Here is a 21,364-nt window from a genome sequence, read left to right as displayed (position 1 = left end):
CAATGCCGTGTCCGATGGCATCGTAGCGGCTCAATGGTGTGCCTACGCAAGGACATCGACGCGTGTCAGAGTGGACGGGAAACTTTGCGATGAGGAAAATCCTGATGGCCATCGCCGCTACGATCCTGCCCCTTTCAGCCACCGACGCGAACGCCGCCAACGCTGCACTGAAGGTTCGGATCGCCGAGATCGAGATCGATCCCGGCCAACTCGCCGCCTACAAGACCCTTCTGGCCGAGGAGCAGGAAGCGTCGGTGCGGCTCGAGCCCGGCGTACTCATGCTGCACTCCGCCGCGATCGCTACCGAGCCGACCCAAATCCGCCTGCTAGAGGTCTACGCGGATCAGGCCGCCTATGAGGCGCACATCAGATCGCCGCATTTCTTGAAGTATAAAACGCTGACCGAACGGATGATAAAGTCGTTGAAGTTGATCGAGGCGACGCCGATTCTATTGTGCTCCAAAGCCGGGGCGGCGGGGCCGACAGACACCTGCCGATGAACGAGCGCCCCCGATCTTCAGCGGCTGTAGTGCGCACCGGAACGAACGTCCGAAGCTGGTGAGCGGGCCGGACGCGCGGAGTGTCGGCAACTTGGGTCGAACCACCGACCTTACGCGTGATGCCCGCTGAGTTCTGACCCCGCATCGCGCGCGAAGCGTCGGTTCCATATCGTCGCGGAGGCGGAGACCGCGGTGACCACGAAGAATGCCAGCGAAAAGTCGCTGAGCACCGGCGTCCCCCGTCCCGACCCCAGCATCCCGACATGGAGCGACGCCGCGCCGACGCAGATGCCGAGCGACAGCATCAACTGCTGGAACGTCGCATAGAAACTGGTCGCGCTGCTCATCCGGGTCGACGGAATTTCGTCATAGGCGATCGTGTTATAGGCCGAGAACTGGAACGACATGAAGAAGCCCGACAGCATCAGCACGCCGAAGATCGCCGGGATCGGCCAGTCGGGCCGGAACAGCCCGCACACCGCATAGCCCGCGCTCGCACCGATCCCCCCGACGATCAGGCTGTTGCGAAAGCCGAACCGCCGCAGCAGCCGTGGAGCCAGCCCCTTCATGCACAGCGAGCCGATCGCCCCCGCCACGGTGATCGCCCCACTCGCCGCTGCGGTCATCCCGAAGCCGAGTTGCAGCATCATCGGGAGCAGGAAGGGCTGCGCGCCCTGCGTGATGCGCGTCAGCGACCCGCCGATCACCGACAGGCGGAACGACGGGATCCGCATCAGCGACAGGTCGAGGATCGGGTCGGCGCGACGCTTGGCGTGGCGAATATACAAGATGCCGGAGACCAACCCGATCCCGATCAGGATCAGCGCCTGCGCCAATTCCCCAGTCCGGCTCGTCATTTCGAACCCGAACAACAGGCAGCCGAGCGACACGCCCGACAGCAGGAACCCGGGAACGTCGAATTTCGCAGGGCGATCCTCCCGCACGTTCCCGATGTAGCGCGTCACCAGGACTACGCCGAGCAACCCGATCGGCACGTTGAGATAGAAGATCCAGCGCCAGTCGAGATAGGTGACGATCGCACCGCCCACTGGTGGCCCGAGGATCGGGCCGATCAGCGCGGGCATGATCAGCCACGACATCGCCTGGACCATATCCTCCTTGGCGACGCTGCGCAGCAGGACGAGCCGTCCGATCGGGATCATCATCGCGCCGCCCAGCCCTTGCAGGAAGCGCGCCGCCATCATGAACGGCAGGCTGGTGGCGAACCCGCACAGCATCGATCCGCCGACGAAGATCAGGATCGCCGCGCGGAACACGGTGCGCGACCCGAACCGGTCCGCCAGCCGCCCGCTCGCCGGGATGAAGATCGCCAGCGCGAGCAGGTAGGAGGTGAGCGCGGACCCCATGCTCGTCGCGGGAACGCCGAAATCGCGCGCCATCGTCGGCAAAGCCGTGGCGAGCACGGTCGCGTCCATTTGCTCCATGAACAACGCGCAAGCGATGATCAGTGCGGTGACGCGGTAGTTGCGCGGCGTGTGTGGGACGGTGCCCGGTTCCTTCGCGACCTGCGCGATCGTGCCAGCGGCAGGCAGGATGCCGTCGCGGATTTCACTGTTGATCGCGGCCAGCCCGCGGCGCCGGAGCCTCATGCCTGCCACCCCCCGCCGAGCGCCTTGAACACGTCGACCTGGCGATCGACCAACAAGGCGTCGGACGCTGCGAGATTAGCCTGCGCGGTGGTGAGCGCGGCCTGCGCGGTCAGCAGCGACAGGAAATCGGTCCGCCCGAAGCGATAGAGCCGCCCCGCTTGATCCGCCGCAGTCGCCGCGCTCGCCTGCGCGCGCGATAGCGCCGCGTTACGGTCGGCCTCGCGCGCATAAGCGGACAACGCCGTCTCGGTCTGGCGCAGCGCCTCGAGCGTCGTCGAATCGAACTGCGCCAGCGCCTGGTCGGCGGACGCGCCCGCCTGCGCGATCTGCGCACGGACGACCGGACGGTTGGGGAAGCTCCAGCTGATCAGCGGCCCCAGCCCGAGGTGGAAGGCGTTGCCCGACCCCAAAGCCGATACCGGGCCGGTGAACCCCGCCGAGCCGCTCAGGCTCACCTGCGGATACAGGTTCGCCGTCGCTACGCCGATCCGCGCGGTCGCGGCGGCGAGCGTGCGTTCGGCGCCGCGGATATCGGGGCGGCGGCGGATCAAAGCCGCGCCGTCACCGATCGGCAGCGGACGGGTAAGCGCGGGCGGTCGCGCGCAGGTGGCGACGTCACGCGGGTAATCCGCGGGCGTGCGCCCCATCAGCGTCGCGAGCCGGTATAGCGCGGCGGTGCGGGTGGCGACCTGCGTCGGGATCAGCGCCGCGCTCTGCTCGACTGCCGAGCGCGCGCGGGTAACGTCGAACGCGGTGCCGCGACCGCCGCGCTGCAACCGCTGTGTCACGTCGAGCGTCCGGCGTTGCAGCGCGAGGATCCGGTTGTTGGCGGCAAGCACCATGTTGGCGGTGCAGACGGCGGCGTAGCTGCGCGCGGTCTCGGCCGCGACGGTCACGCGAACGTTGTCGCGCGCGGCGGCGACCGCTTCGGCATCGCCCTGCGCCGCCTCGATCCCGCGCCGGATCCGCCCTGACAGATCGAGCGGATAGGCCAGCGAAATGCCGAGGTTATAATCGAGCGTACCCGGCAGCGACCCGCCGGTCGTCGTCAGGCGATCGACCGAGGTTCCGCCACCCAGCAGCGTCGACAGCGTCCGCCCCGCCGCGACCTCCGCGACCACCGCGTCCGCGCGGCGCAGGTTCGCATCCGCCGCGCGCAGATCCGTGTTCGCGGCCAGCGCCTCGGTCACGAAGCCGTCGAGCCGCGCGTCGCCGTAAAGCTGCCACCAGTGATCGGGCAGCGGCACGTCGGCGAACACCTTTTCGTGCCCGCTGTCTAAGCTGTTCTGCGCGGACGGGCGATTGACCACTGCCGCCTCCGGAAGCGCATAGTTCGGCCCTGCGGTGGTGCACCCCGCCAGCGCCAGTGCGATCAGCGCGGGCAACGTCCTGCGCGGTGCGGTCCGGAGGCGCATCATGCCGCCACCACCGGCTGGCCGGCCTTCTGCTCGACCGTCACCGTCGCGGTCCGCCCGACGATCAGTGGGATGCCCGCCGGGACTTGCCCCAACTTGACCCGCACCGGAATGCGCTGCGCCAGCCGGACCCAGCTAAAGGTCGGGTTAACGTTGGGCAGCAGGTTGGACGTGTTGGTCCGCTCGCTGTCGTTGATCCCGGCGGCGATGCTGTCGACGCGCCCGTGCAAAGCGCGTGGCTCGCCCATCAGATGGACGATGACCGGATCACCGAGGTGGATCCCGCCGAGCTTGGTCTCCTCGAAATACCCCTCGACGCGAAGCGAGTCGGTGTCGACCAGCGCCATCGCCTGCGCGCCCGCCGCGATATAGTCGCCGGGGTGGAGATCGAGGTTGGTGACGATCCCGTGCACCGTCGCACGCACCGTCGTCCGCGCGAGATTGAGCGCGGCGGTCGAGCGCGCGCTCTGCGCCTGCGCGAGTGCCGCCGATGCGGTTGCGACGCGCGCGACATTCTGTTCGTGCGTTTCCTTCGCGACGAGATCGCCCAGCGCCAGATCGCGTTGCGCCTCGCGCCGCGCCTGTAGCAGCGTCGCACGGGCACTCGCGATCGCCGCATCCGACTGCGCGAGCGTCAGTTCGAAGCGGGGGCGGTCGACCACGAACAGCACGTCGCCGGGCTTGACCGCCTGATTGTCATGGACCGCGACTTGCGTCACCAGCCCCGCGACGTCGGGCGTGACGCGGACGATGTCCGCGCGGATGCGGCCGTCGCGCGTCCACGGATCGGTCTCGTACCGCCGCCACAGCCAGATCGCGACCAGCACCGCGAGCGCGACGATGATCAGGGTGACGGCGGACCGGCCAAGCGGGGCGATCAGCGATTTCAGGCGGGCGGAGGTCATGCGGAAGGTCCGGTCAGCAGGGCGAGCAGCCCGAGGAGGAGGATGAACAAGGCGACGTCGACGAGCGGTCGATAGGCGACCAAGCGGTACACCCCGGCAAAACCGAGCAGGCGCGACACCGCAGCGGTCAACAGCAAGGCTGCGACGCCAAGCACGAGGATGGTCGGCAGGAACACGCCACCGATCGAGACTTCACCGATCATGCCGTCACCTCCACGCCCGGTTGATAGGCAAGCGCCTGCGGGAACAGGTTGCGGCGCAGCGACGTCAGCGCGAGCACGCCACTGCGATGCCGCTCCGGCAGGCTCGCCCCGAAACCGGTCAGCGCGCGATCGATCCCCGCGAGCAGCTCTGGTTCCGGGGGCGCGGGCTCGTTCGGCCGCAACGCGCGGTAATGCGTCCCCACGCCGCGCAGCACCGGCGTGATCAGCGCGTCCTCGGTCTCCGATCCATCGAGCCGTAGCTGCCGCAACTCGCCGACCGCGACGCCGACGCGCAGATCGGCGAGCGCATCGAGCAGCGGCTTCCCCGGATCCTCGCCCTGCAGCGCGAGGCGGGGCGCGAGCAGCCCGATCCGGTCGAGCATCCGCGCGACCCATCCGGCCGCATCGGGTTGCCCGCGCAAATCGCTGCGCGCCGCGAGCTCGCGCCAACCCGCGCGGATCAGTCGGCGCGCGCTGGTATCCGCCCCGATCGTCTGGAACAGGCCGACGGTGACGACCGCGAAGAACGTCCCCACCAGCTGCGAAATCCCGCCGTTGAGAAAGGCATCGAAGCTCCCCCCGAAGCGATCGTTGAGCCCGACCGTGTTGAGCCCGCCAAGCAACGCGCCGAGCGTGATCAGCATGGTCGACGGTCGCGCGAGGAACATTCCGCCGATCAGCATCGGCGGCGCGAGGACCGCAGCGAGCGTAACGAAGTCGGTCACGCGCGGCAGGATCGCGAACGCATAGACGGCGGCCACGGCAAGCCCGAGGATCGTTCCGTAGAAGAACGCCATGATCGCGGGTGCGGGATCGTCGCTATTGCCGAACAATGCGCAGCAGACCCCCGCGATCAGCACGGCGCCCGCTCCGTCCGACCAGCCCGTTCCGATCCAGAAGGCGCAGCCGAGCAAAATCGTCGCGACCGTCCCGCCAGCCGCGCGCAAGGCGATGCCACGGTCGCGGTGAAACGGACGCCGAGCAGTGCGCTTGAGCAACGCGGCGACCCCCGGCGTTACAGGCGCGCGCGACGGCGAGCGCATCTGGTCGCGCAGGTCGCGCGCGTTGCGATGCGCGTCGATCAGTTCGGCGAGCCGCGCGAGCAAGCTGAGCCGGAGCGCATCACGCCAGATCATCGACGGCGCGGGGGCCGGTTCGAGCGCGCGGGCACGCGCGATCAAGGCGTCAGCGGTCGCGCTGCGGTCCGCGGTGGAAGGCGGATCACGCAGCCAGTCGCGAACGTCCTCGATCAGCGCGAGCGCCTCGGGCCGCGGCGCATCGGCGCTGCGCAGCAACTCCTCAATGCGGTCGTCGACCGCGCTGGCGAGCGGCAGCAGCATCGACAGTTCGGCCTGGAGGGCCCGCAACGTGCGTACGCGCGGCAGCAACCGTGCCGTATCGAACGGAAGATGGATGGAAAGCTGGTGCAACTCATTGATATCGAGCGCGAGGCGACGGCGGTCCCGGTCGAGCGCGGCATCCGCCTCGCCCGCCAGCGAATCCCGCGACCAGCGTTCCGCGTCGCCAAGGATCGTGTCGATCCGCGCCAGCAAGGTCGCGGTCACGGTCTGCGGGAAGACCAGGCCGTGGATCAAACTCCCGCACAGGATGCCGATCGTAATCTCCTGGACGCGCAACGCAGCCGTCGTGAAGATCGCACCGGGCGCATCGACGGAAGGAAAGCCGATGATGCTCGCGGTATACCCTGCCAGCAGGAACAGATAGGCGCGCGGGGTCCGGTCGAGCAGCGAGATGTAGAGGCAAAGCCCCAGCCACAGCGCCAGCCCAAGCGACAGCAGTTCGGGCGCGTTGACCAGATTGGGCACCAGCACCACCGCCGCGATCGCGCCGAGCACCGTGCCCGCGACCCGGAACACCGCCTTGGACAGCACGGCGCCGGCAAGCGGCTGCGCGACGATATAGGACGTCGTCACCGCCCAGTACGGACGCGTCAGACCGATCCGCAGCGCAATGTAATAAGCGAGGATCGCCGCAACGAAGCATTTCACTGCGAACAGCGCTTCCCGGCTGCCGAACCGTGCCCCGATCATCGGGCGCGGCCTTGCTGGAAGCGCGCGCCGACCCGCTCGGCGACGCGGAGCGCGGTCGCAAGGTCTTCGTCGCTGACGCCGTCGAGCATCGTCCGTCGCAGGCTTTCGAGTGTCGCTTCGATCGTCGTGACCAGCGCACGGCCTTGCGCCGTCAGCCGGATCCGGCTGACCCGCGCGTCGTCGGGATCGCGGTGGCGCTCGACCCATCCCCCGTCGACCATCTGGTCGACCGACCGGACCAGCGACGCCTGCGTGACGTCAAGCTCGTTCGCCAGATCGGTCTGGCGAACGTCGTCCCCCAGTCGACCGACCTGGATCAGTGCCCAGCCGATCGAGGCGGACAGCCCCATACCGCTGAGCGCACGATCCGCGGCCTTCCGCCACATTCGCGCAAGCGGCAGGAGGGTGCGCGCGTAGGACGACTCGAGGGTGGATCGCGGAGGAATCATTAGCGTGCTAAGTAATATGATTTCGCGATGCTGCAATGCAGCACGGTAAGATTTATTGTTGGGCTAGCCCTATTCTCCCTGAGCGCCGATCGCTCGGTATGTCCGAGCGCTCGATCAACGCTCGCTCGTCCTCCACGCCGCGACCGCAATCGCGACGCCACCGAGCGCCAGCAGAACGCCGATCGCGCCAGTCGAGGTCCAACCCAGCCCCGCCGCAATAGCGACCCCGCCGAGCCATGCGCCAAGCGCGTTGGCGATGTTGAACGCGCTGTGGTTGAGCGCGGCGGCAAGCGCCTGGGCATCGGCGGCGATATCCATCAGGCGGGTCTGCAATGGAGCCCCCATCGACAACGCCGCGAAACCGACGAAGAACATATTGACCGTCACTGCGACGACAGAGGGCGCGGAGACCGGGATCAGGCCAAGCGCAACGACGTTGAGCGCCAGCGTCACGAAGATCGCGCGCATCACGCCCCGATCGGCCAGCCAGCCGCCGAACAGGCTCCCGGCGACCATTCCCATCCCGATGACCGACAGAACCAAAGGCACGCGCGCTTCGGTCATGCCGGAGACCTCCGTCAGCAGCGGGGTGATATAGCTGTAGACCGCGAACACCCCGCCGAACCCGATTGCGGCGATGCCGAGCGTCAGCCAGATCTGGCCACGCTTGAGCGCGCCGAGTTCGGTCAGCGGGCTCGCATTGTCGGGCGCAGGTGTGGGGTTGAGTGCAACCCGGCACAGGGTCGCCGTCGCCAACCCGATCACCGCAACGACGCCAAACGCCGCACGCCAGCCCGCGGCCTGACCGACCCAAGTGGCAAACGGGACGCCAACGATGTTGGCAAAACTCAACCCAAGCATCACCCGTGCGACGGCCTGCGCCCGTTTCTCGACCGGCACTAGGGACGCGGCGACCAGCGCGGCAATCCCGAAATACGCACCATGCGGCAGACCCGCGAGAAAGCGCGCGGCGACGATGAGGGCATAGCTGGAGGCGACCGCACACAGCAGATTGGCGACCGCGAAAAAGATCATGAGGCCGATCAGCATCGCCCGTCGCCCGACCCGTGCAAACAGCACCGTCAGCAGGGGCGCTCCCACGACAACGCCGAGCGCATAGGCGCTGATCATGTGACCGGCGATGGGAACGCTGACGTGGACGTCATTTGCGACGTTGGGTAGCAGTCCCATGGACGCAAACTCACCCGTTCCGAGCGCAAAGCCGCCAAGAGCGAGCGCAATTTCTGCCAAATACGCGGTCTTTGGCGTCACGGTGACGGGATTAGCGGCGATCGCATCCTGGGCGCTCGTCATGCGGGAAGTCCTTGATGGGATATCCCCTCCGCGCCGGTGCTTTTGCACTCCGCTGGTCGCCGTGGATGTGGTCGTGCCACGGACAAGTTACAACCGCGAGACTTGAACCGGCTATCAGAGGTTCCCGATAGCAGGTTCGTGATGCCGCCCGCATCCCCAAGGATACGCGCTTCACGAACCCGACTATCGGGATCCCCCATCAGGTCGCTCGGTGGCGAGACCGGATCAGAACTTGACCCGTACCCCGAAGTTGTACCGTGCACCCGTTTCCTGGAGCAGCAGGAACCGGTCTTCGATCGCCGACCATTCGCTCACCCGCGTGTTCGTGACGTTGACGCCCTGAACATAGACCTGGAAGTTGCGGGTCAGGTCATAGGCAACATTGAAGTCGAGCTGCCCATAAGACGAGCGGTTGCGCGGTCGTCCCTGGCTCGACCGGCACTGCCGCAGGTAATCCGAACGCCAGTTGTACGACGTCCGTGCCGAAATGCCGTACTTTTCGTAAAAGACGCTGCCGTTGGCCGAATGCGGCGACAGGCCGTTGTACCCGCAGTCATAGTCCGTGAGAGTTTGATCGCGCTCCACCTTGCTGTTCACGTACGTATAGTTGCCGGTGACGCCGAAGCCCGACGCAAAGCCCGGCAGCCAGTCGAATGCATATTGCGCCCCCACCTCGACGCCGCGGATGTAGCCGGTTTGTCCGTTGCGCGTGCGGGTATCCTGGAACACGCGACCGAACCGGTTGACCGGCAGCGTCTGGAGTTCAAGGAAATCGCTGAGGTCCTTGTGGAATGCACCCACGCTGAAATAGCTGACGGGGGTGACATACCATTCGAGCGAGACATCGTAGTTGGTCGAACGGAAGGGCAGCAGGTTCGGGTTGCCGCCGCTAGACTGCGGCACCGAAATTCGGCCACCGAAATCGTTGTTCACGCCAAGATCGGTCAGCGTCGGGCGGGTCACCGTCTGCGAGAACGCAGCCCGCGCGAGCAGCTTGTCGGTGACGTTGTACCGGATGTTCGCCGACGGCAGTGCGTTGACGTAGCTGTTGCTCACCGACACCGCCGTTGGCGGACCATAGGTGTATTGCAGCGTGTCATCGCCCGGCGTGTTAGCGATGCTCGTGACGGGCGTGTCGAAGCCAGCGGACAGGACTTGCGTCCTGACGACGCGGACGCCGACGTTGCCCGACCAGCGCGGGCCGCCGAACTGCATGCTGATGTACCCTGCGGTCAGCCGCTCCTGGACGTTGACCGTTCCGCGAAGCTGCTCGCGCACCCCGAACGGTCCGCCCGGCAGCGCGAGCGCCTGTTGCGCGAATGCGGCCTGTTGCGCGGGTGTCCGACCGTTGGTCGGGATCGACAGCGTGGCTGGGTCATTCAGATAGGCCAGGAACGCCTGCGGATCGAACTGGAACAGCGAAGGTGGAATGTTCCGACCGCCACCCTGGAAGTTCTGCCAATCGTACGATTCCAGAAGGCCTTGAGCGATCGGGACCTGATACCCGCAATAGGTGCAGCTCGAATCGCTGTTGTTGAACGACCGGTTGATCTTGCGCCGTTCGGTGTACGATCCGCCGATCAACACCGACTTGAGGATCGAATTGTCCACCTGATACTTGGTATCTAGGTGGAATTCCGAACCCCGATCGCGCGAGCGATTGGTGTCGATCCCCATGTAATGCAGGCGCATCCGGTTGGGATCGTTGATGATGGAATTGTCGAACGACGCGGTCGGCAACTGGCCGGGGTTGAGATTGAACTGATAGCTGTAGGGCAGCAACGCGCCGATCACGAGGTACTGGTTCGGCGAAACGCGGTTTGCGCCCGTGACCGACGCGTCGAGCCGGACTTCGACGTTGCTCGACGGGTTCCATTTGACGTTGCCGCCGATCTGATAGCTCTCGGACTGGCGGTTCGTCAGGTTGTAGACGTGGTCGACCTTCGAATTGAGGCCGTTGTTGGTCAGCCGGTCGCGGTTGTCCGCCAGGAACTGCGGGTTCTGGGCGATGAAGTCGCCGCCGATCATGCTTAGACTGGTCGCGGTCCTATTCCCGTCGAACGTCGGCTGATAATATGGCGCGGCCAGGAAGTTATCGAGCCGGCGGACTTCCCCCGACACGTTGAACTTCGAGTAGACGCCGTCGACGGTCAATTCGAGCGTGTCGGTCGGCTTGAACTGGACGGCACCCGCCAAGTTGATCCGCTCACGCTGTTCCTGCGTGCGCTGGTAATAGAGGCTCTGGGGAACGTTGACGTTGCCCGAGACCGGGTATCGCGGGTCTGCGCCGGTGATCAATGTCGGCGCGCCGCCGATCACCGAGATGATATCGGGCCGGCCGTTGATCCACCCGTCGATCGCGATGGAATCGTCCTGGTTCTTGCGCTTCGTGTACGACCCCGACAGCACGACGCCGAAGGTCTTGTCGGGATTGGTCCACGACGCGGTAGCCGATCCATCCGGCCCGGCCTTCTTGCGCAACGTATCGTATATCGCGCCCGCCGACGCCGCGAAGTGGAACCCGCTGCGCCCAGACAGCGGACGTGCGGTAATGATATTGACCGTGGCCCCGATGCCGCCTTCCTGCAGTTCGGGCACGTTCGATTTGAACACGTCGGTACGCTGGATCATGTTGGACGAGAGAACGTCGAACGAGAATTCGCGTCCGGGATTGTCGGTCGCCATGACGCGACCGTTGACCAGCACGGTATTGAATTCCGGCCCAAGGCCGCGAACGGTGATGAACTGGCCTTCGCCGCCCGATCGGTCGATCGCGACGCCGGTAATGCGTTGGAGCGATTCAGCGATGTTGGAATCGGGGAATTTGCCGACATCTTCCGCGCTGATGCTGTCGACGATTTGCTGTGCGTCGCGCTTCACGCGTGCCGAATTGGCGAGACTGCTGCGAATTCCGGTGACGACGATGTCCTCGCCGGGTGCGGGCGTATCCTGACCCGGCTCAGCGGCTGTCGGGGTCGGTTCCAGCGGTTGCGCGGTGGCGCTGTCCTGCACCGATCCTGGTGTGGGCGCGGTTACATCCTGCGCGAACGCCGGCGTGGTGACGAGAGCGCTGCCGATCAGCAGGCAAACTCGTGCGGAACGAAACTTCATAATCCCTCTCCCGGTATCGGGCAATCCTGAGCCCATTCAGTTTGTAGTTATCTCGAGCTTGTTGCCGCCCGATGATCTGCGATCCTGGAACTAGTCTGGCACCGTGGCAGGACAGACTCCCGCGCCATTGCATATGTTCAGCAATAGAAAGGCACAGACATTCCAGGTGATGTTGTTGATATATTCACTTCATCGACATCTTGCCGATCAATGTCCTTTCTCACGGAGGCATTCTGAGCATTACAACCTCCGGTGATTTGAGTGCGGCCGATAAGAACGGTCGACGTACTGTTGCCTCCGGCAACGTCGTCTTACTTCTTATCCTGGCGGAATGAGCGGCTAGGCGACCCAGTGTCTCGGTCATTCGACGAGACGCTGAACGGTCCGCTTTGCATAATGCCATCGGAACAAGTGCCGGGTTGTACGGATCGGAGGCGTACCGAGACGCCATCAGCGAAGCCCTGAATCGATCGGTGCGGGGGCGTGACGAGGAATGCTCATCATCTTGCGGGAAGCTTTAGTCGCGCACCACCCACGGCGGGCTGCGGCCCTTATTTTGCGTTTTGGCGCGCTCGAGCGACGTGTCGAACCATAGCGCGCTATGGTGACGGCAGCCTTCGTTGTGACCACGCCAGCCTCTCCCTCTGCGACGTCTGAGCGCCAAACTTACGCGTTGAGTATGTTCATCTATTTTTAATGTAAAGGATTACATCGCGACCCGTTTGCAAAGCGGGACCATGCGATCGCGCTTTCCGTGCTTCGCTATTCGGGTGTCCAACCTGGGGATTTACGCTCGCAACGCCCCGACAAATTCCCCTTCGGCCAGCGTGCGGTTTCCCGCGAGCCACGCCATCAACAATTGCGGCAAGCCGAAATTAGACCGCATGGCGTGGCGGCGTTCAGGGTCGGTGCCCAACGATTTATTCGGATTGCAAAGCGCGTTTCGAATCGCCCTCACTTGCGCCGCCACGTCGCGCCGGCTGCAATTGGTTCACCACTTCGGGGTGTCGCGCTCCCGGCCGTGAAGCCGTTACGTCGGCCCGGCAGATAGATCATCGAAACCGGTTGACGATATCCGAACAGCGCGGGCAGACCGCTCTGCGCATGCCAGCCCCTCGCGACGGCTATGCCAAAACCGTCATCCGCTTGGCACGCCCGTCATAATCTACCGACAGACCTGCGCTTGCCAAAAGTGCGGCGGTTCCTGGGCGCATCACATGAACGCGGATCTCCCTGCGCTTCGTCATGCCGGGATACGCGCCCTGCCGCGTGCCGAACGCGAGCACCCCTGCCGACTGTTCCCAAGTGAGCGACATGCGCGCCGCCGCACCCTGCTCATAGCGATAGCTGAGCCCGTCATCCTCGTACAGCGAAGCAGTGCCATCCCGCCCGGGATAGACCATGAGATCAAGCGGCCCGCCCAGAAGCCGCGCGGTCGATTGGCCGACAGGCCCCAGCGGCAGGATACTTCCCGCCCGCACGTGCAGCGGAATACGGTCGAGCGTCACCGGGACGGTGTGCGTCCGCCCACCCGCACGGTGCTCATTCGTCCAGAAATCGTACCAGCCGCCCTCCGAAACCGGCAAGTAGACGTCCCAGGTCGTCACGTCGGCCGCCAGTACCGGCGCGACGTGGATGGCGCTGCCGAACATATAGGCGTGAACCTGATCCAGCGCCTTCGGATCGTCCGGAAAGTCGAACACCAACGGTCGGATCAGCGGCATCCCGGAAGCAGAGGCCTCGGCTGCCAGCGCATAGGTGTAGGGCAGCAACCGATAGCGGAGTTCGAGGTAGAAGCGCGCGACGCGCTCCACCGTTTCGCCATAGCGCCAGAACTCGGTGTCGGTCATGTAGCCGTGGACGCGCGTCATCGGCAGGAAGGTCGCGAACTGGAACCAGCGCAGGAAGCGTTCCTGATAGGCAGGGTCGGTATATTGCCCCTTGCCCGGGCGGAAGAAGCCGCCGGCGTCGACGGTCCACCAGGACTGACCTGCCGCTGCCATGTTGAGCCCAGCCGGGATCTGGCGTTTCAGCGTCTCCCAGTCGTGACCGATGTCGCCCGACCATGTCGCTGCGCCGTAACGCTGCTGGCCTGGTGCCGCGGATCGGGTGAGGATCATCACACGCTTGTCGGGATAGGCGCGCCGCTGCGCCTCATAGACCGTTCGGCTGACTTGGAGCGGGTATAGGTTGCGGCGTTTCTCGCCCGGCTGGGTCCGGCCCGGTGCCGCATAGATCGGCCGCCCGGCCAGATCGTCATTCTCGGGTTCGGTCGCGTCCTGCCACCAGGCGTCGATGCCAAGCGCGCCGAGCTTCTGGGTCTGCTGTTGGGCATAGAAGCGGGCGGCGACGGGATTGAAAAAATCGATCCACTCGGTCCCGGGAATGTAGAAGCGCTTGGCGGCAACCTCCTTGCCGAGTTCGGTTTCCTTGCCGACCTTGGACCAGACCGACAGCATGAAGCGCATGTCGATCGCATGCAGATCGCGAACGAGGCCAGCGGGATCGGGATAATGATCCTCATCGAAACGCATGGCGTTCCAGCCATACTTTCCCCAATATTGCCAGTCCTGCACCATCATGTCGCAGGGCAGCTTGCGCGCGCGGAATTCGCGAGCGGTCGCGAGGATCTCGTCCGACGAGTGGAACCGCTCGCGGCAATGAATGTAGCCGAGCGCCCATAGCGGCATCATCGGCTGCGGCCCGAGCAAGGCATGATACCCCGCCATGATCTGCGCCGACGTCGGCCCGGCGATCACGACATAATCGATCCCCTCGGAGACCGGCGACGACCAGGTCGTGCGATCTTCAACGGGTGCGAAGGCGAGGACCGGAACGTCCTCGTCGCTTGCCCGCACCAGCACGCTGTGCTCCCCCGCGGCAAGCGCACCGATGACGCTGGCGGTCGGCGGCAACCAGGCATTGGTGTGATCCGTCAGGGGCGTGCCGTCGATCGCCAGATAATGGCGCGAGGACATCTTGCGCCCGAGATCGAGCAGGAACGCATAGCGCCCACTCTGCGGGACGCTGAACGTGCCGGTGAACTCCGCATCGCGGCGCTCGACGCGGGCATTGCCGGTGGAGGTGGTGACATCCGCCATGCGCGCCGCGCCAGCCGCCGCCTGCCGGGTCAACGCAATCGCCCGGTCCGGCCGGTTCAATTCGGCCATGCCGGGATTGTGCCACAGCAGACCATAGCCCTTGCTCGACAGCACGAACGGCTGGCTGATCTGCGTATTCACTTGCGTCAGGCGACGGGGAAGACCCCGGATATCGAGATGGCCGTCCTGAAAACAGCCCGTGCCGTAGAGGCGTTCGTCGGCCGGGCTGGCGAACCCTTGCGTTACGGCGAGGGTAGGCTCGTTTCCGATCGTCGATGGCGCAACCTGGCGCGTTCCGGGCGCTTCGCTGAGGAGCAATTTGCCCGCGCCGTCCTGGAACGACAGGCACCCCGTCGCTTCGTCCCACATGCATCGCGCGTGCGGCAGCGTCAGCACCGTTCGACTACCTTCCTGCGTTCGCTTCGGGATAGGCGGCTTCGCGATGGGCGCGAGCATTTCGCTCGGCGTTGCGGGAGGTGCTCCAACAGGCGCGACGCGGACGCGAAATGCACGGTCGCTGAGTGCCGTGACGGCAATCGACAGGTCGCCGGTGCGGATCACGAAATCCGGCGCGGCGATCCTTGTCGCGGCTCGCACCAGGCCGCTCGACACGATCGCCACGCCCGCACCGCTTCCAAGCAGCGCGCGCCGGGTGATGGCCGCGCTACGCGGCGTTTTCGTCTCGCTCACGTACCCTCCCCTTCGTTTCGTTTCTGCACGGCGCGGCCATCAGCCGGGCCGCCCGTCTTCCTCGATGATCGCGACGTCCCACGGGGCGAGGTCGATCGATCCGCCGCGCTGAACCTTGCGCCCATGCAACAGTTCGGTGCCCGCGGCCGGAGCCGCCAAATGCTGTGGCGCAGCCGAATAGTTGAGCACGTACCGGACGGTATGACCGTTCTTGAGCGTGCCGCCGCGCACGATCACCGGGAACTGCACCCCCGCGACCGATGGCAAGACCCCTGCCCGCGTGACTTCGGCGGCGACGATCTTCTCGGCGAGCGCGTCGCTCGGCATGAAGCCGACATAGCTGACTTCGCCTTTGCCCCAATGGTTGCGCGTCATCGCGGCGCCGGCCGGCCAGGACGGGTGCTGATAGCGCGCCACGACCTCGGCGGTGGTGGGCTTCAACATCTCCATCCACCAACGCGGCGCGTTGTCGGCGTCCGAGACCCCGAACGGATTGCCCGCGAGCGTGACCCCGACGGGAATCGTGAACTCCTGATAGGTGACGCCCGCCGCATCAGCGATCGCGCCCGGCTGTGCGGCATAGCGGACCTTGGTGTTCTCGTCCGAAAAGCCGCTCTTGAAGGTGTAGAGCACATGCCCACCGCGCTTGGCGTAATCGTTGAGCCGCGCGATCTCGGCGTCGCTCGCCGCGTACAGAGCGGGCACGACGATGAGCTTGTACTGATCGAGCTTCTGCGTGCTGTCGGGCGACACGATGTCGGCCTCGACGTTCATGCGATAGAGCGCGTCGTAGAACGGGCGCAGCACCTGATTATATTCGATGCCCGCCGGCTTGAACGAATTGAACGCGGTCTGCGCGGCGTTGCTGACATAGACGGCGACCTGGTTGTGTTTCGTCATGCCTGCCAGCTTCGGGCCAAGGCGCGCGATCTCGGCGCCGATGACCTTTGCCGCCGCATATTCGGCATTGGGCTTATAGTCCTGCGACAGCAGGCCGCGCCAATAGGTCTCGACCGCGTTGGCCGTCGTCGCCCAATGCCAATATTCGACCATCTGCGCGCCCGAGGCGAGATGGCTGAACGCTTGAAGACGAAGCTGGCCGGGATAAGGAGTCCATTGCGGGAAACCCTGCGCCTCGGTTTCCAGCACCAGATAATTCTGTCCGTTGCGGATCGAGCGCGCCTCGTCGCCGCCAAAGGCGATCTCCGCGCCGGTCAGTTTGTCCTGCGTCGGATGATAGATGTCGATGCCGGCGATATCGAGCGACCGCGCCGCCTTCCAATGATCGACCTCGGGTTGGATGCCGTAGGAACCCTCGCGCCAGCCGAGATCGAAATTCTGCGTCATGAACTGGCCGGGCCGGGCATGTGCGCGCACGAGCTTGGCCTGCCAGCCGAGGAAATCGGTGACGAGACTGCGCTGGTAGGCGGCGAAGGCGTTCGACATGCTGGCGTTGATCGAGCCGTTGGTCGACGGAAAATCCTCCCACCGGTTGATCCGGTTCGACCAGTAATTCAGCCCCCACGCCTGGTTCAGCGCATCGAGGCTCGGCCATTTCGCCTTGAGCGACTGGACGAATGCCGCCTGCACCGCCGGGCCGCTGGTGCCATAGGGCTTGGTCTCGTTGTCGAGCTGATAGCCGATCACCGCGGGATGATCCTTCACATGGTCGACCAGCGCGACGATCACGCGCTCGGCCGCCGCGCGGTAATCGGGATCGGTGATGTCCATGTTCTGCCGGGTGCCATATTGCGCGCGCACACCGTCGCGGCCGACGACGAGCACGTTGGGATGCTGGCGCGCGAGCCAGGTCGGGATCGCATAGGTTGGCGTTCCCACGATCACCTTGATGCCCTGCTTGTGCATCGCGGCAAGCATGCGATCGACATGGCTGAAATCGAACACCCCGGGCTGCGGTTCGAGCGTACCCCAGGTCGACTCCGCGATGCGGACCACGCTGATCCCCGCCGCCTTCATCATCCGCGCGTCCTCATCGACGCGGTCGACCGGCGTGTACTCGTCATAATAAGCGACGCCGTACAGGATGGTATCGGGCATCTGCGCCTGCGCCGCTTCCGGCGCCGCCACGATTGCCAATGCGAGTGCTTTCAAGATCCGCTGCATGATCTGCCTTCCATTGCCAAGGCGTTCCCCGGCGATACCGTTTCTAGAAATCGAGCGTGGCGTGCCGGATGGGTTTTGTCGTCTTTACGATATGCGAGACGCTGCTGCCTTGGCGGACGTGGATCAGCCCAGCATCACATGCTGAAACGAAGTCCGACCCGGAACGTCCGACCGTTAACGTCATACAACGACGGATTGACAAAATTCGGCGATGCGGGCGGCTCCTTGTTGAACAGGTTGTCGATCTTGAAATAGCCCGTCACCTGCTTGGTGAAGTTGAACGTGCCCCCCACGTCCATCAAGAAGGCACCCGGAAAGAAGTTATTGTCAATCGTCGGCCTGTTGTTCGTTGATACCGGACAATTCCCCGCAGAGCATTCTACATATTGGCTACCGAACACACCATCGCTGAACCAGCGCTCCTGCAACAGCAGCGAGAAGCTATCATTGGCATAGGTCTGCGTTGCCAGCCATTTCCAATCGGGTGTGTTTCCGACGTTGACCCCAGCACTATCGATCGGGATCGTCCCGGGCAAACCCGTATCGGTCACGAACTTGCGGATATTGGTGGCCAGCGCGCGCAGCGTAAAGTTGCCCGGCAAGCCAAGCGGACGTCGCCAACGATAACTCGCCTCGATATCGAAGCCATCCGTGTCGATCGAGGCGAGGTTGAACGCCTGAACATTGATGAAGTTGGGTCCTGCTGCGTTGTTCAGATTGAACGCACTGCACGTTTCCGGAAGGATGTTCTGGAAACACAGATTGACGATGTCCCCCGTGCCTAAGCTGGAGATTACGTCCTTGATCTTGATGTGATAATAGTCGACCGACAGACTGAGGCCGGGCAGCCGCGACGATCCCGAAAATGCTATCCCGGCGGTGGTGTTCCGCGCAATCTCGGGCGTCAGTGCCGTATTGCCGATCGTATTCTGTATCGCGAGCACGTTGACGTTGCGGAACGGATCGAAGAACCCCGGTAGCGTCGTGGTCGTCGGTGCGGCGAACAGTTCGGACAGGTTCGGTGCCCGGACGTCGCGCGAGGTCACCCCGCGCAACCGCAGGCCGTCGATCGGGAGGTCCCATGTTCCACCGATCTTCCACGCCCAAACGGTGCCCGACGTGCTGTAGTCGGTGACGCGGATCGCACCGTTCAACGCCGCGCGTCCAGCCCCCTCGGAATTGAGGATCGGCACGTCGGTTTCGACGAACCCCTCCTTGACGCTGTAGGCCCCGCTGCCGTTCTTGTAATTGCCCGCATACCAGTTGTTGCCCCCGGTCAGCAGCGTGGGATCGGCGGGATAGTCCGGCGTGTTCGGTGTGGCCGCGTTCCCCGCGCCATAGGGATCGGCGCGGACCGTGTAGAATTCGTGCCGGAACTCGCCGCCGAAGGCGAAGGACACCGGCCCTGCCCAAAGACTGAACGGCGCGCCCGAGAAGTTGATGCTGACGACGTCCTGAGTCTGTCGGGTCCGCTGGTACGGGCCATCTTCGGGCATGATGTAGTTCAAAGCCCCCTGCGACGGGTTGCCGCCGAAGATGTTGAGCGGCTGACACCCATTCGCCCGGGCGACGGGATTGGCGCAGACGGTCGCGCCGTTGACGATCGTCGCGTTGATCGCCTGGTTGAAGCGGTTCGACAGCAGGACGTTGTTGACATCGATGTTGGAATAGTTGGTGCCGTGCTCGTAATACATGTCGTAGGTCCAGTCGGACCCGGCGACCGACTGGCGCCCCTTGGCCCCCGCCACGAAGCGATACTGGCGGCGATCGGTGAAGACTCTGGTGCTCCCCAAAGCGGCGTTGCTCGTGCCGTATTGGAAGCTGGAGATCCCCGCCGAGGCACAGGCCGCCTGGACCGAGACGGGCACGAACGGATTGGCGCACTGGATCGTCAGGTTCGGACGGTTCTGGCCGCCGATCGGCTGGTTGCTGGTTTTCACCTGAGCGATATTCGCCGTGACGTAGATCTCGTTGTCGGACGCCCAGTCAAAGCCAATCCGACCGAAATTGCTGAACCGCTGCAGCCGCGACTGCAGCGACCGCCCCACATCGACATTTCCGGACAGGTCGCCACCAAGGCAGCTTCCAGGGAAACACCCGATGACCGCACCAGAGGCGGTCCGCGATGGCACGCCATTCGAGCCATATTGGAACTGAAAGGGATTGCCGGCCTGATCGAAGGCCGTGCCCTGCAGCGGGCCCGCGGTAATCAGCCCGAACTTCGTATAACTATATTGCTGCGAGTAGTTGCGGACGAGATATTGCGGCGATCCGTCGTTGAACACGTTGCGATTGATCAACGTCGTTTGCCGGAACCAATCTCGTCCACTCGCCAGGTTGATTCCCAAGCCCCCGCCCTCGATGCCATCCTCGTGCGCATATTCGGTGCTTCCGACGAGGTGGAGCCGATCGCCCAGCAAACTCGTTCCGGCGGCAATCTGGAGGAGGACCTCACGGTTGTCGCCGTAGGTGGTGACGCCACCTTGGACGTTGCCCTTTATGCCCTTGAACCGGGTGTCGGTGATGAAGTTGACTACCCCGCCGACCGCATCCGATCCGTAGGAGGCCGAGGCACCCCCATTCACCACATCGACCCGCTTGATGAGAAGTTGCGGAAACAGGCTTACGTCGGGCACACCGGTGACGTTGGCGCCAACGACGCGCTGGCCATCGATCAGCGTCAGCGTGCGGATCGCACCGACGCCGCGCAACGAGAAGGAGCTGAGCCCCTGCGCACCGCTCGATGTGCTGAACGTACCGGTGCTCGTACCAGTCGATCCCTGCAACGATGGCAGTTGGGCGATGGTCGTGAAGACGTTGGGTTGCGCGTTAGCGGCAATCGCGTTTGCGTCGATCACGGTCGTCGGGGTCGGGGCTGTGAAACCGCCGGTGGTGATGCGCGATCCGGTGACGACGATATCCGTCGACGCTGCTGGTTCAGCGGTAACTTGTTCCGGCCCAACAGGGGTCGTTTGCTGAGGTGCCGCGACTGCGATCGAGTCCGCAACGACCGGCGAGGATGCGGTGGGAACGTCCTGTGCTTGCGCTCCGGCAGGCATTGCCAGGATGCATGCGGCCATCGCGATGACGCTGGTTGCTCCAGCGTGCTTGTAACCGTGCGACGTTCTCGACTGTATCGCCATCGTCATCATCTCCATGCCGTCCAGCGTTTGGCTGGTAACGTTATCGTTAACGCGGTCTGCGGGATCGACACCTGTTCGCAGGCCGAGACAATCACGCAATTCCAATCTTCGTAGGCACGATGTGGCGAAAGGTTTTCATTTATGCAAGCAAGATTCCTCTGGCAGAAACATAAGACGTGTTCGGCCCTTTCGGTAGGCGAGCTACGCTAACGTTAACGGGCGCCGTTCTGACTACCGACGGATGGCGATCGTGATGTACCCGTCGTCGTCAGGCCCTATGGCTATTCGATCTATCAAGGAGATTGATCATGACAGGCGTAACGCTCCCCATCACTTTGCTAACAGCGGCGGCATTGGGCGCGATCAACCTGTGGCTCGCGCTCCGCATCGTTCGCATGCGCCTGCGGGACGCGGTGCTGATCGGCGACGGCGGCGATGATCTGCTGGCCGGACGGATGCGCGCGCACGCCAACCTGGTCGAATATGCGCCGTTTGTGCTCGTGCTGCTGGCGCTCATCGAGGTCGCACGCGGCTCAGGTGCGGTCCTCGCCGTGACGGCGCTGACCTTCGTGATCGCCCGCATCGCGCATCCGATCGGGATGGACTTGCGACGATCCAACCTACCGCGTGCTGGCGGAGCGGTCCTGACGTGGCTCGTACTCGCCTTCCTTATCGTCTGGGCCGCGCTGGTCGCGGTCGGCGTCGCCTGATCCGCTGCCCGACCGTCTCCTGACGAACTGGATCGCTT

At 64.5% G+C, this 21,364-nt stretch carries 13 protein-coding genes; 2 read left to right on the top strand and 11 right to left on the bottom strand.

The window, feature by feature from the left end:
- The first annotated feature begins 104 nt into the window (after window positions 1–104).
- A complete protein-coding gene (locus ABIC16_RS10265; protein ID WP_354291001.1) occupies window positions 105–500 on the top strand; it encodes a putative quinol monooxygenase in 396 nt (131 codons plus the stop codon).
- 110 nt (window positions 501–610) lie between these two features.
- On the opposite strand, the gene ABIC16_RS10260 is transcribed toward ABIC16_RS10265, so the two are convergent.
- The 11 genes from ABIC16_RS10260 to ABIC16_RS10210 form a co-directional block, all read right to left on the bottom strand.
- Complete coding sequence (locus ABIC16_RS10260) at window positions 611–2,110, bottom strand: MDR family MFS transporter (RefSeq protein ID WP_277970425.1); 1,500 nt, start codon at window positions 2,108–2,110, stop codon at window positions 611–613.
- Window positions 2,107–3,528 carry an efflux transporter outer membrane subunit gene (locus ABIC16_RS10255; protein ID WP_354291000.1) on the bottom strand — a complete coding sequence of 474 codons (1,422 nt, stop codon included), beginning with the start codon at window positions 3,526–3,528 and terminating at the stop codon, window positions 2,107–2,109. Before ABIC16_RS10255 ends, ABIC16_RS10260 begins: the two co-directional genes overlap by 4 nt.
- On the bottom strand, window positions 3,525–4,430 hold the full coding sequence (locus ABIC16_RS10250) for an HlyD family secretion protein (protein ID WP_354290999.1): 906 nt from the start codon (window positions 4,428–4,430) through the stop codon (window positions 3,525–3,527). The genes ABIC16_RS10255 and ABIC16_RS10250 overlap by 4 nt, the downstream gene beginning before the upstream one ends.
- Entirely contained in the window at window positions 4,427–4,633 is a 207-nt protein-coding gene (locus ABIC16_RS10245) for a DUF1656 domain-containing protein (RefSeq protein WP_354290998.1), read from the bottom strand. Before ABIC16_RS10245 ends, ABIC16_RS10250 begins: the two co-directional genes overlap by 4 nt.
- Window positions 4,630–6,684 carry an FUSC family protein gene (locus tag ABIC16_RS10240; protein WP_354290997.1) on the bottom strand — a complete coding sequence of 685 codons (2,055 nt, stop codon included), beginning with the start codon at window positions 6,682–6,684 and terminating at the stop codon, window positions 4,630–4,632. Before ABIC16_RS10240 ends, ABIC16_RS10245 begins: the two co-directional genes overlap by 4 nt.
- Window positions 6,681–7,070: a MarR family winged helix-turn-helix transcriptional regulator gene (locus ABIC16_RS10235; RefSeq protein ID WP_354290996.1), complete on the bottom strand. Its 390-nt coding sequence runs from the start codon at window positions 7,068–7,070 to the stop codon at window positions 6,681–6,683. Before ABIC16_RS10235 ends, ABIC16_RS10240 begins: the two co-directional genes overlap by 4 nt.
- A gap of 177 nt (window positions 7,071–7,247) precedes the next feature.
- Complete coding sequence (locus ABIC16_RS10230) at window positions 7,248–8,447, bottom strand: MFS transporter (RefSeq protein ID WP_354290995.1); 1,200 nt, start codon at window positions 8,445–8,447, stop codon at window positions 7,248–7,250.
- 225 nt (window positions 8,448–8,672) lie between these two features.
- Window positions 8,673–11,558 carry a TonB-dependent receptor gene (locus tag ABIC16_RS10225; RefSeq protein WP_354290994.1) on the bottom strand — a complete coding sequence of 962 codons (2,886 nt, stop codon included), beginning with the start codon at window positions 11,556–11,558 and terminating at the stop codon, window positions 8,673–8,675.
- A gap of 1,124 nt (window positions 11,559–12,682) precedes the next feature.
- Window positions 12,683–15,349, bottom strand: a complete 2,667-nt coding sequence (locus tag ABIC16_RS10220) for a glycoside hydrolase family 31 protein (RefSeq protein ID WP_354290993.1) — start codon at window positions 15,347–15,349, stop codon at window positions 12,683–12,685.
- Window positions 15,350–15,388: 39 nt separating this feature from the next.
- Window positions 15,389–17,473: a beta-galactosidase gene (locus ABIC16_RS10215; protein ID WP_354290992.1), complete on the bottom strand. Its 2,085-nt coding sequence runs from the start codon at window positions 17,471–17,473 to the stop codon at window positions 15,389–15,391.
- A gap of 134 nt (window positions 17,474–17,607) precedes the next feature.
- Window positions 17,608–20,616 (bottom strand): TonB-dependent receptor plug domain-containing protein, encoded by a 3,009-nt coding sequence (locus ABIC16_RS10210; RefSeq protein ID WP_354290991.1) that lies wholly within the window; start codon window positions 20,614–20,616, stop codon window positions 17,608–17,610.
- Between the two features lie 308 nt (window positions 20,617–20,924).
- Between ABIC16_RS10210 and ABIC16_RS10205 the strand changes: the two genes are divergently transcribed.
- A complete protein-coding gene (locus ABIC16_RS10205) occupies window positions 20,925–21,326 on the top strand; it encodes an MAPEG family protein (RefSeq protein WP_277970414.1) in 402 nt (133 codons plus the stop codon).
- Window positions 21,327–21,364: the final 38 nt, after the last annotated feature.

Source organism: Sphingomonas sp. PvP055 (genome assembly GCF_040546365.1).
Lineage (GTDB): Bacteria > Pseudomonadota > Alphaproteobacteria > Sphingomonadales > Sphingomonadaceae > Sphingomonas > Sphingomonas echinoides_A.
Note: the sequence above shows the minus strand (reverse complement) of the source record. Positions and strands in the feature narration are given on the sequence as shown.

What these genes read in the sequence shown, in the direction of transcription:
- ABIC16_RS10265 (WP_354291001.1), top strand. Translation starts at nt 105, where the DNA reads ATGGCCATCGCCGCTACGATCCTGCCCCTTTCAGCCACCGACGCGAAC.
- ABIC16_RS10260 (WP_277970425.1), bottom strand. Translation starts at nt 2,110, where the DNA reads ATGAGGCTCCGGCGCCGCGGGCTGGCCGCGATCAACAGTGAAATCCGC.
- ABIC16_RS10255 (WP_354291000.1), bottom strand. Translation starts at nt 3,528, where the DNA reads ATGATGCGCCTCCGGACCGCACCGCGCAGGACGTTGCCCGCGCTGATC.
- ABIC16_RS10250 (WP_354290999.1), bottom strand. Translation starts at nt 4,430, where the DNA reads ATGACCTCCGCCCGCCTGAAATCGCTGATCGCCCCGCTTGGCCGGTCC.
- ABIC16_RS10245 (WP_354290998.1), bottom strand. Translation starts at nt 4,633, where the DNA reads ATGATCGGTGAAGTCTCGATCGGTGGCGTGTTCCTGCCGACCATCCTC.
- ABIC16_RS10240 (WP_354290997.1), bottom strand. Translation starts at nt 6,684, where the DNA reads ATGATCGGGGCACGGTTCGGCAGCCGGGAAGCGCTGTTCGCAGTGAAA.
- ABIC16_RS10235 (WP_354290996.1), bottom strand. Translation starts at nt 7,070, where the DNA reads ATGTGGCGGAAGGCCGCGGATCGTGCGCTCAGCGGTATGGGGCTGTCC.
- ABIC16_RS10230 (WP_354290995.1), bottom strand. Translation starts at nt 8,447, where the DNA reads ATGACGAGCGCCCAGGATGCGATCGCCGCTAATCCCGTCACCGTGACG.
- ABIC16_RS10225 (WP_354290994.1), bottom strand. Translation starts at nt 11,558, where the DNA reads ATGAAGTTTCGTTCCGCACGAGTTTGCCTGCTGATCGGCAGCGCTCTC.
- ABIC16_RS10215 (WP_354290992.1), bottom strand. Translation starts at nt 17,473, where the DNA reads ATGCAGCGGATCTTGAAAGCACTCGCATTGGCAATCGTGGCGGCGCCG.
- ABIC16_RS10210 (WP_354290991.1), bottom strand. Translation starts at nt 20,616, where the DNA reads ATGGCGATACAGTCGAGAACGTCGCACGGTTACAAGCACGCTGGAGCA.
- ABIC16_RS10205 (WP_277970414.1), top strand. Translation starts at nt 20,925, where the DNA reads ATGACAGGCGTAACGCTCCCCATCACTTTGCTAACAGCGGCGGCATTG.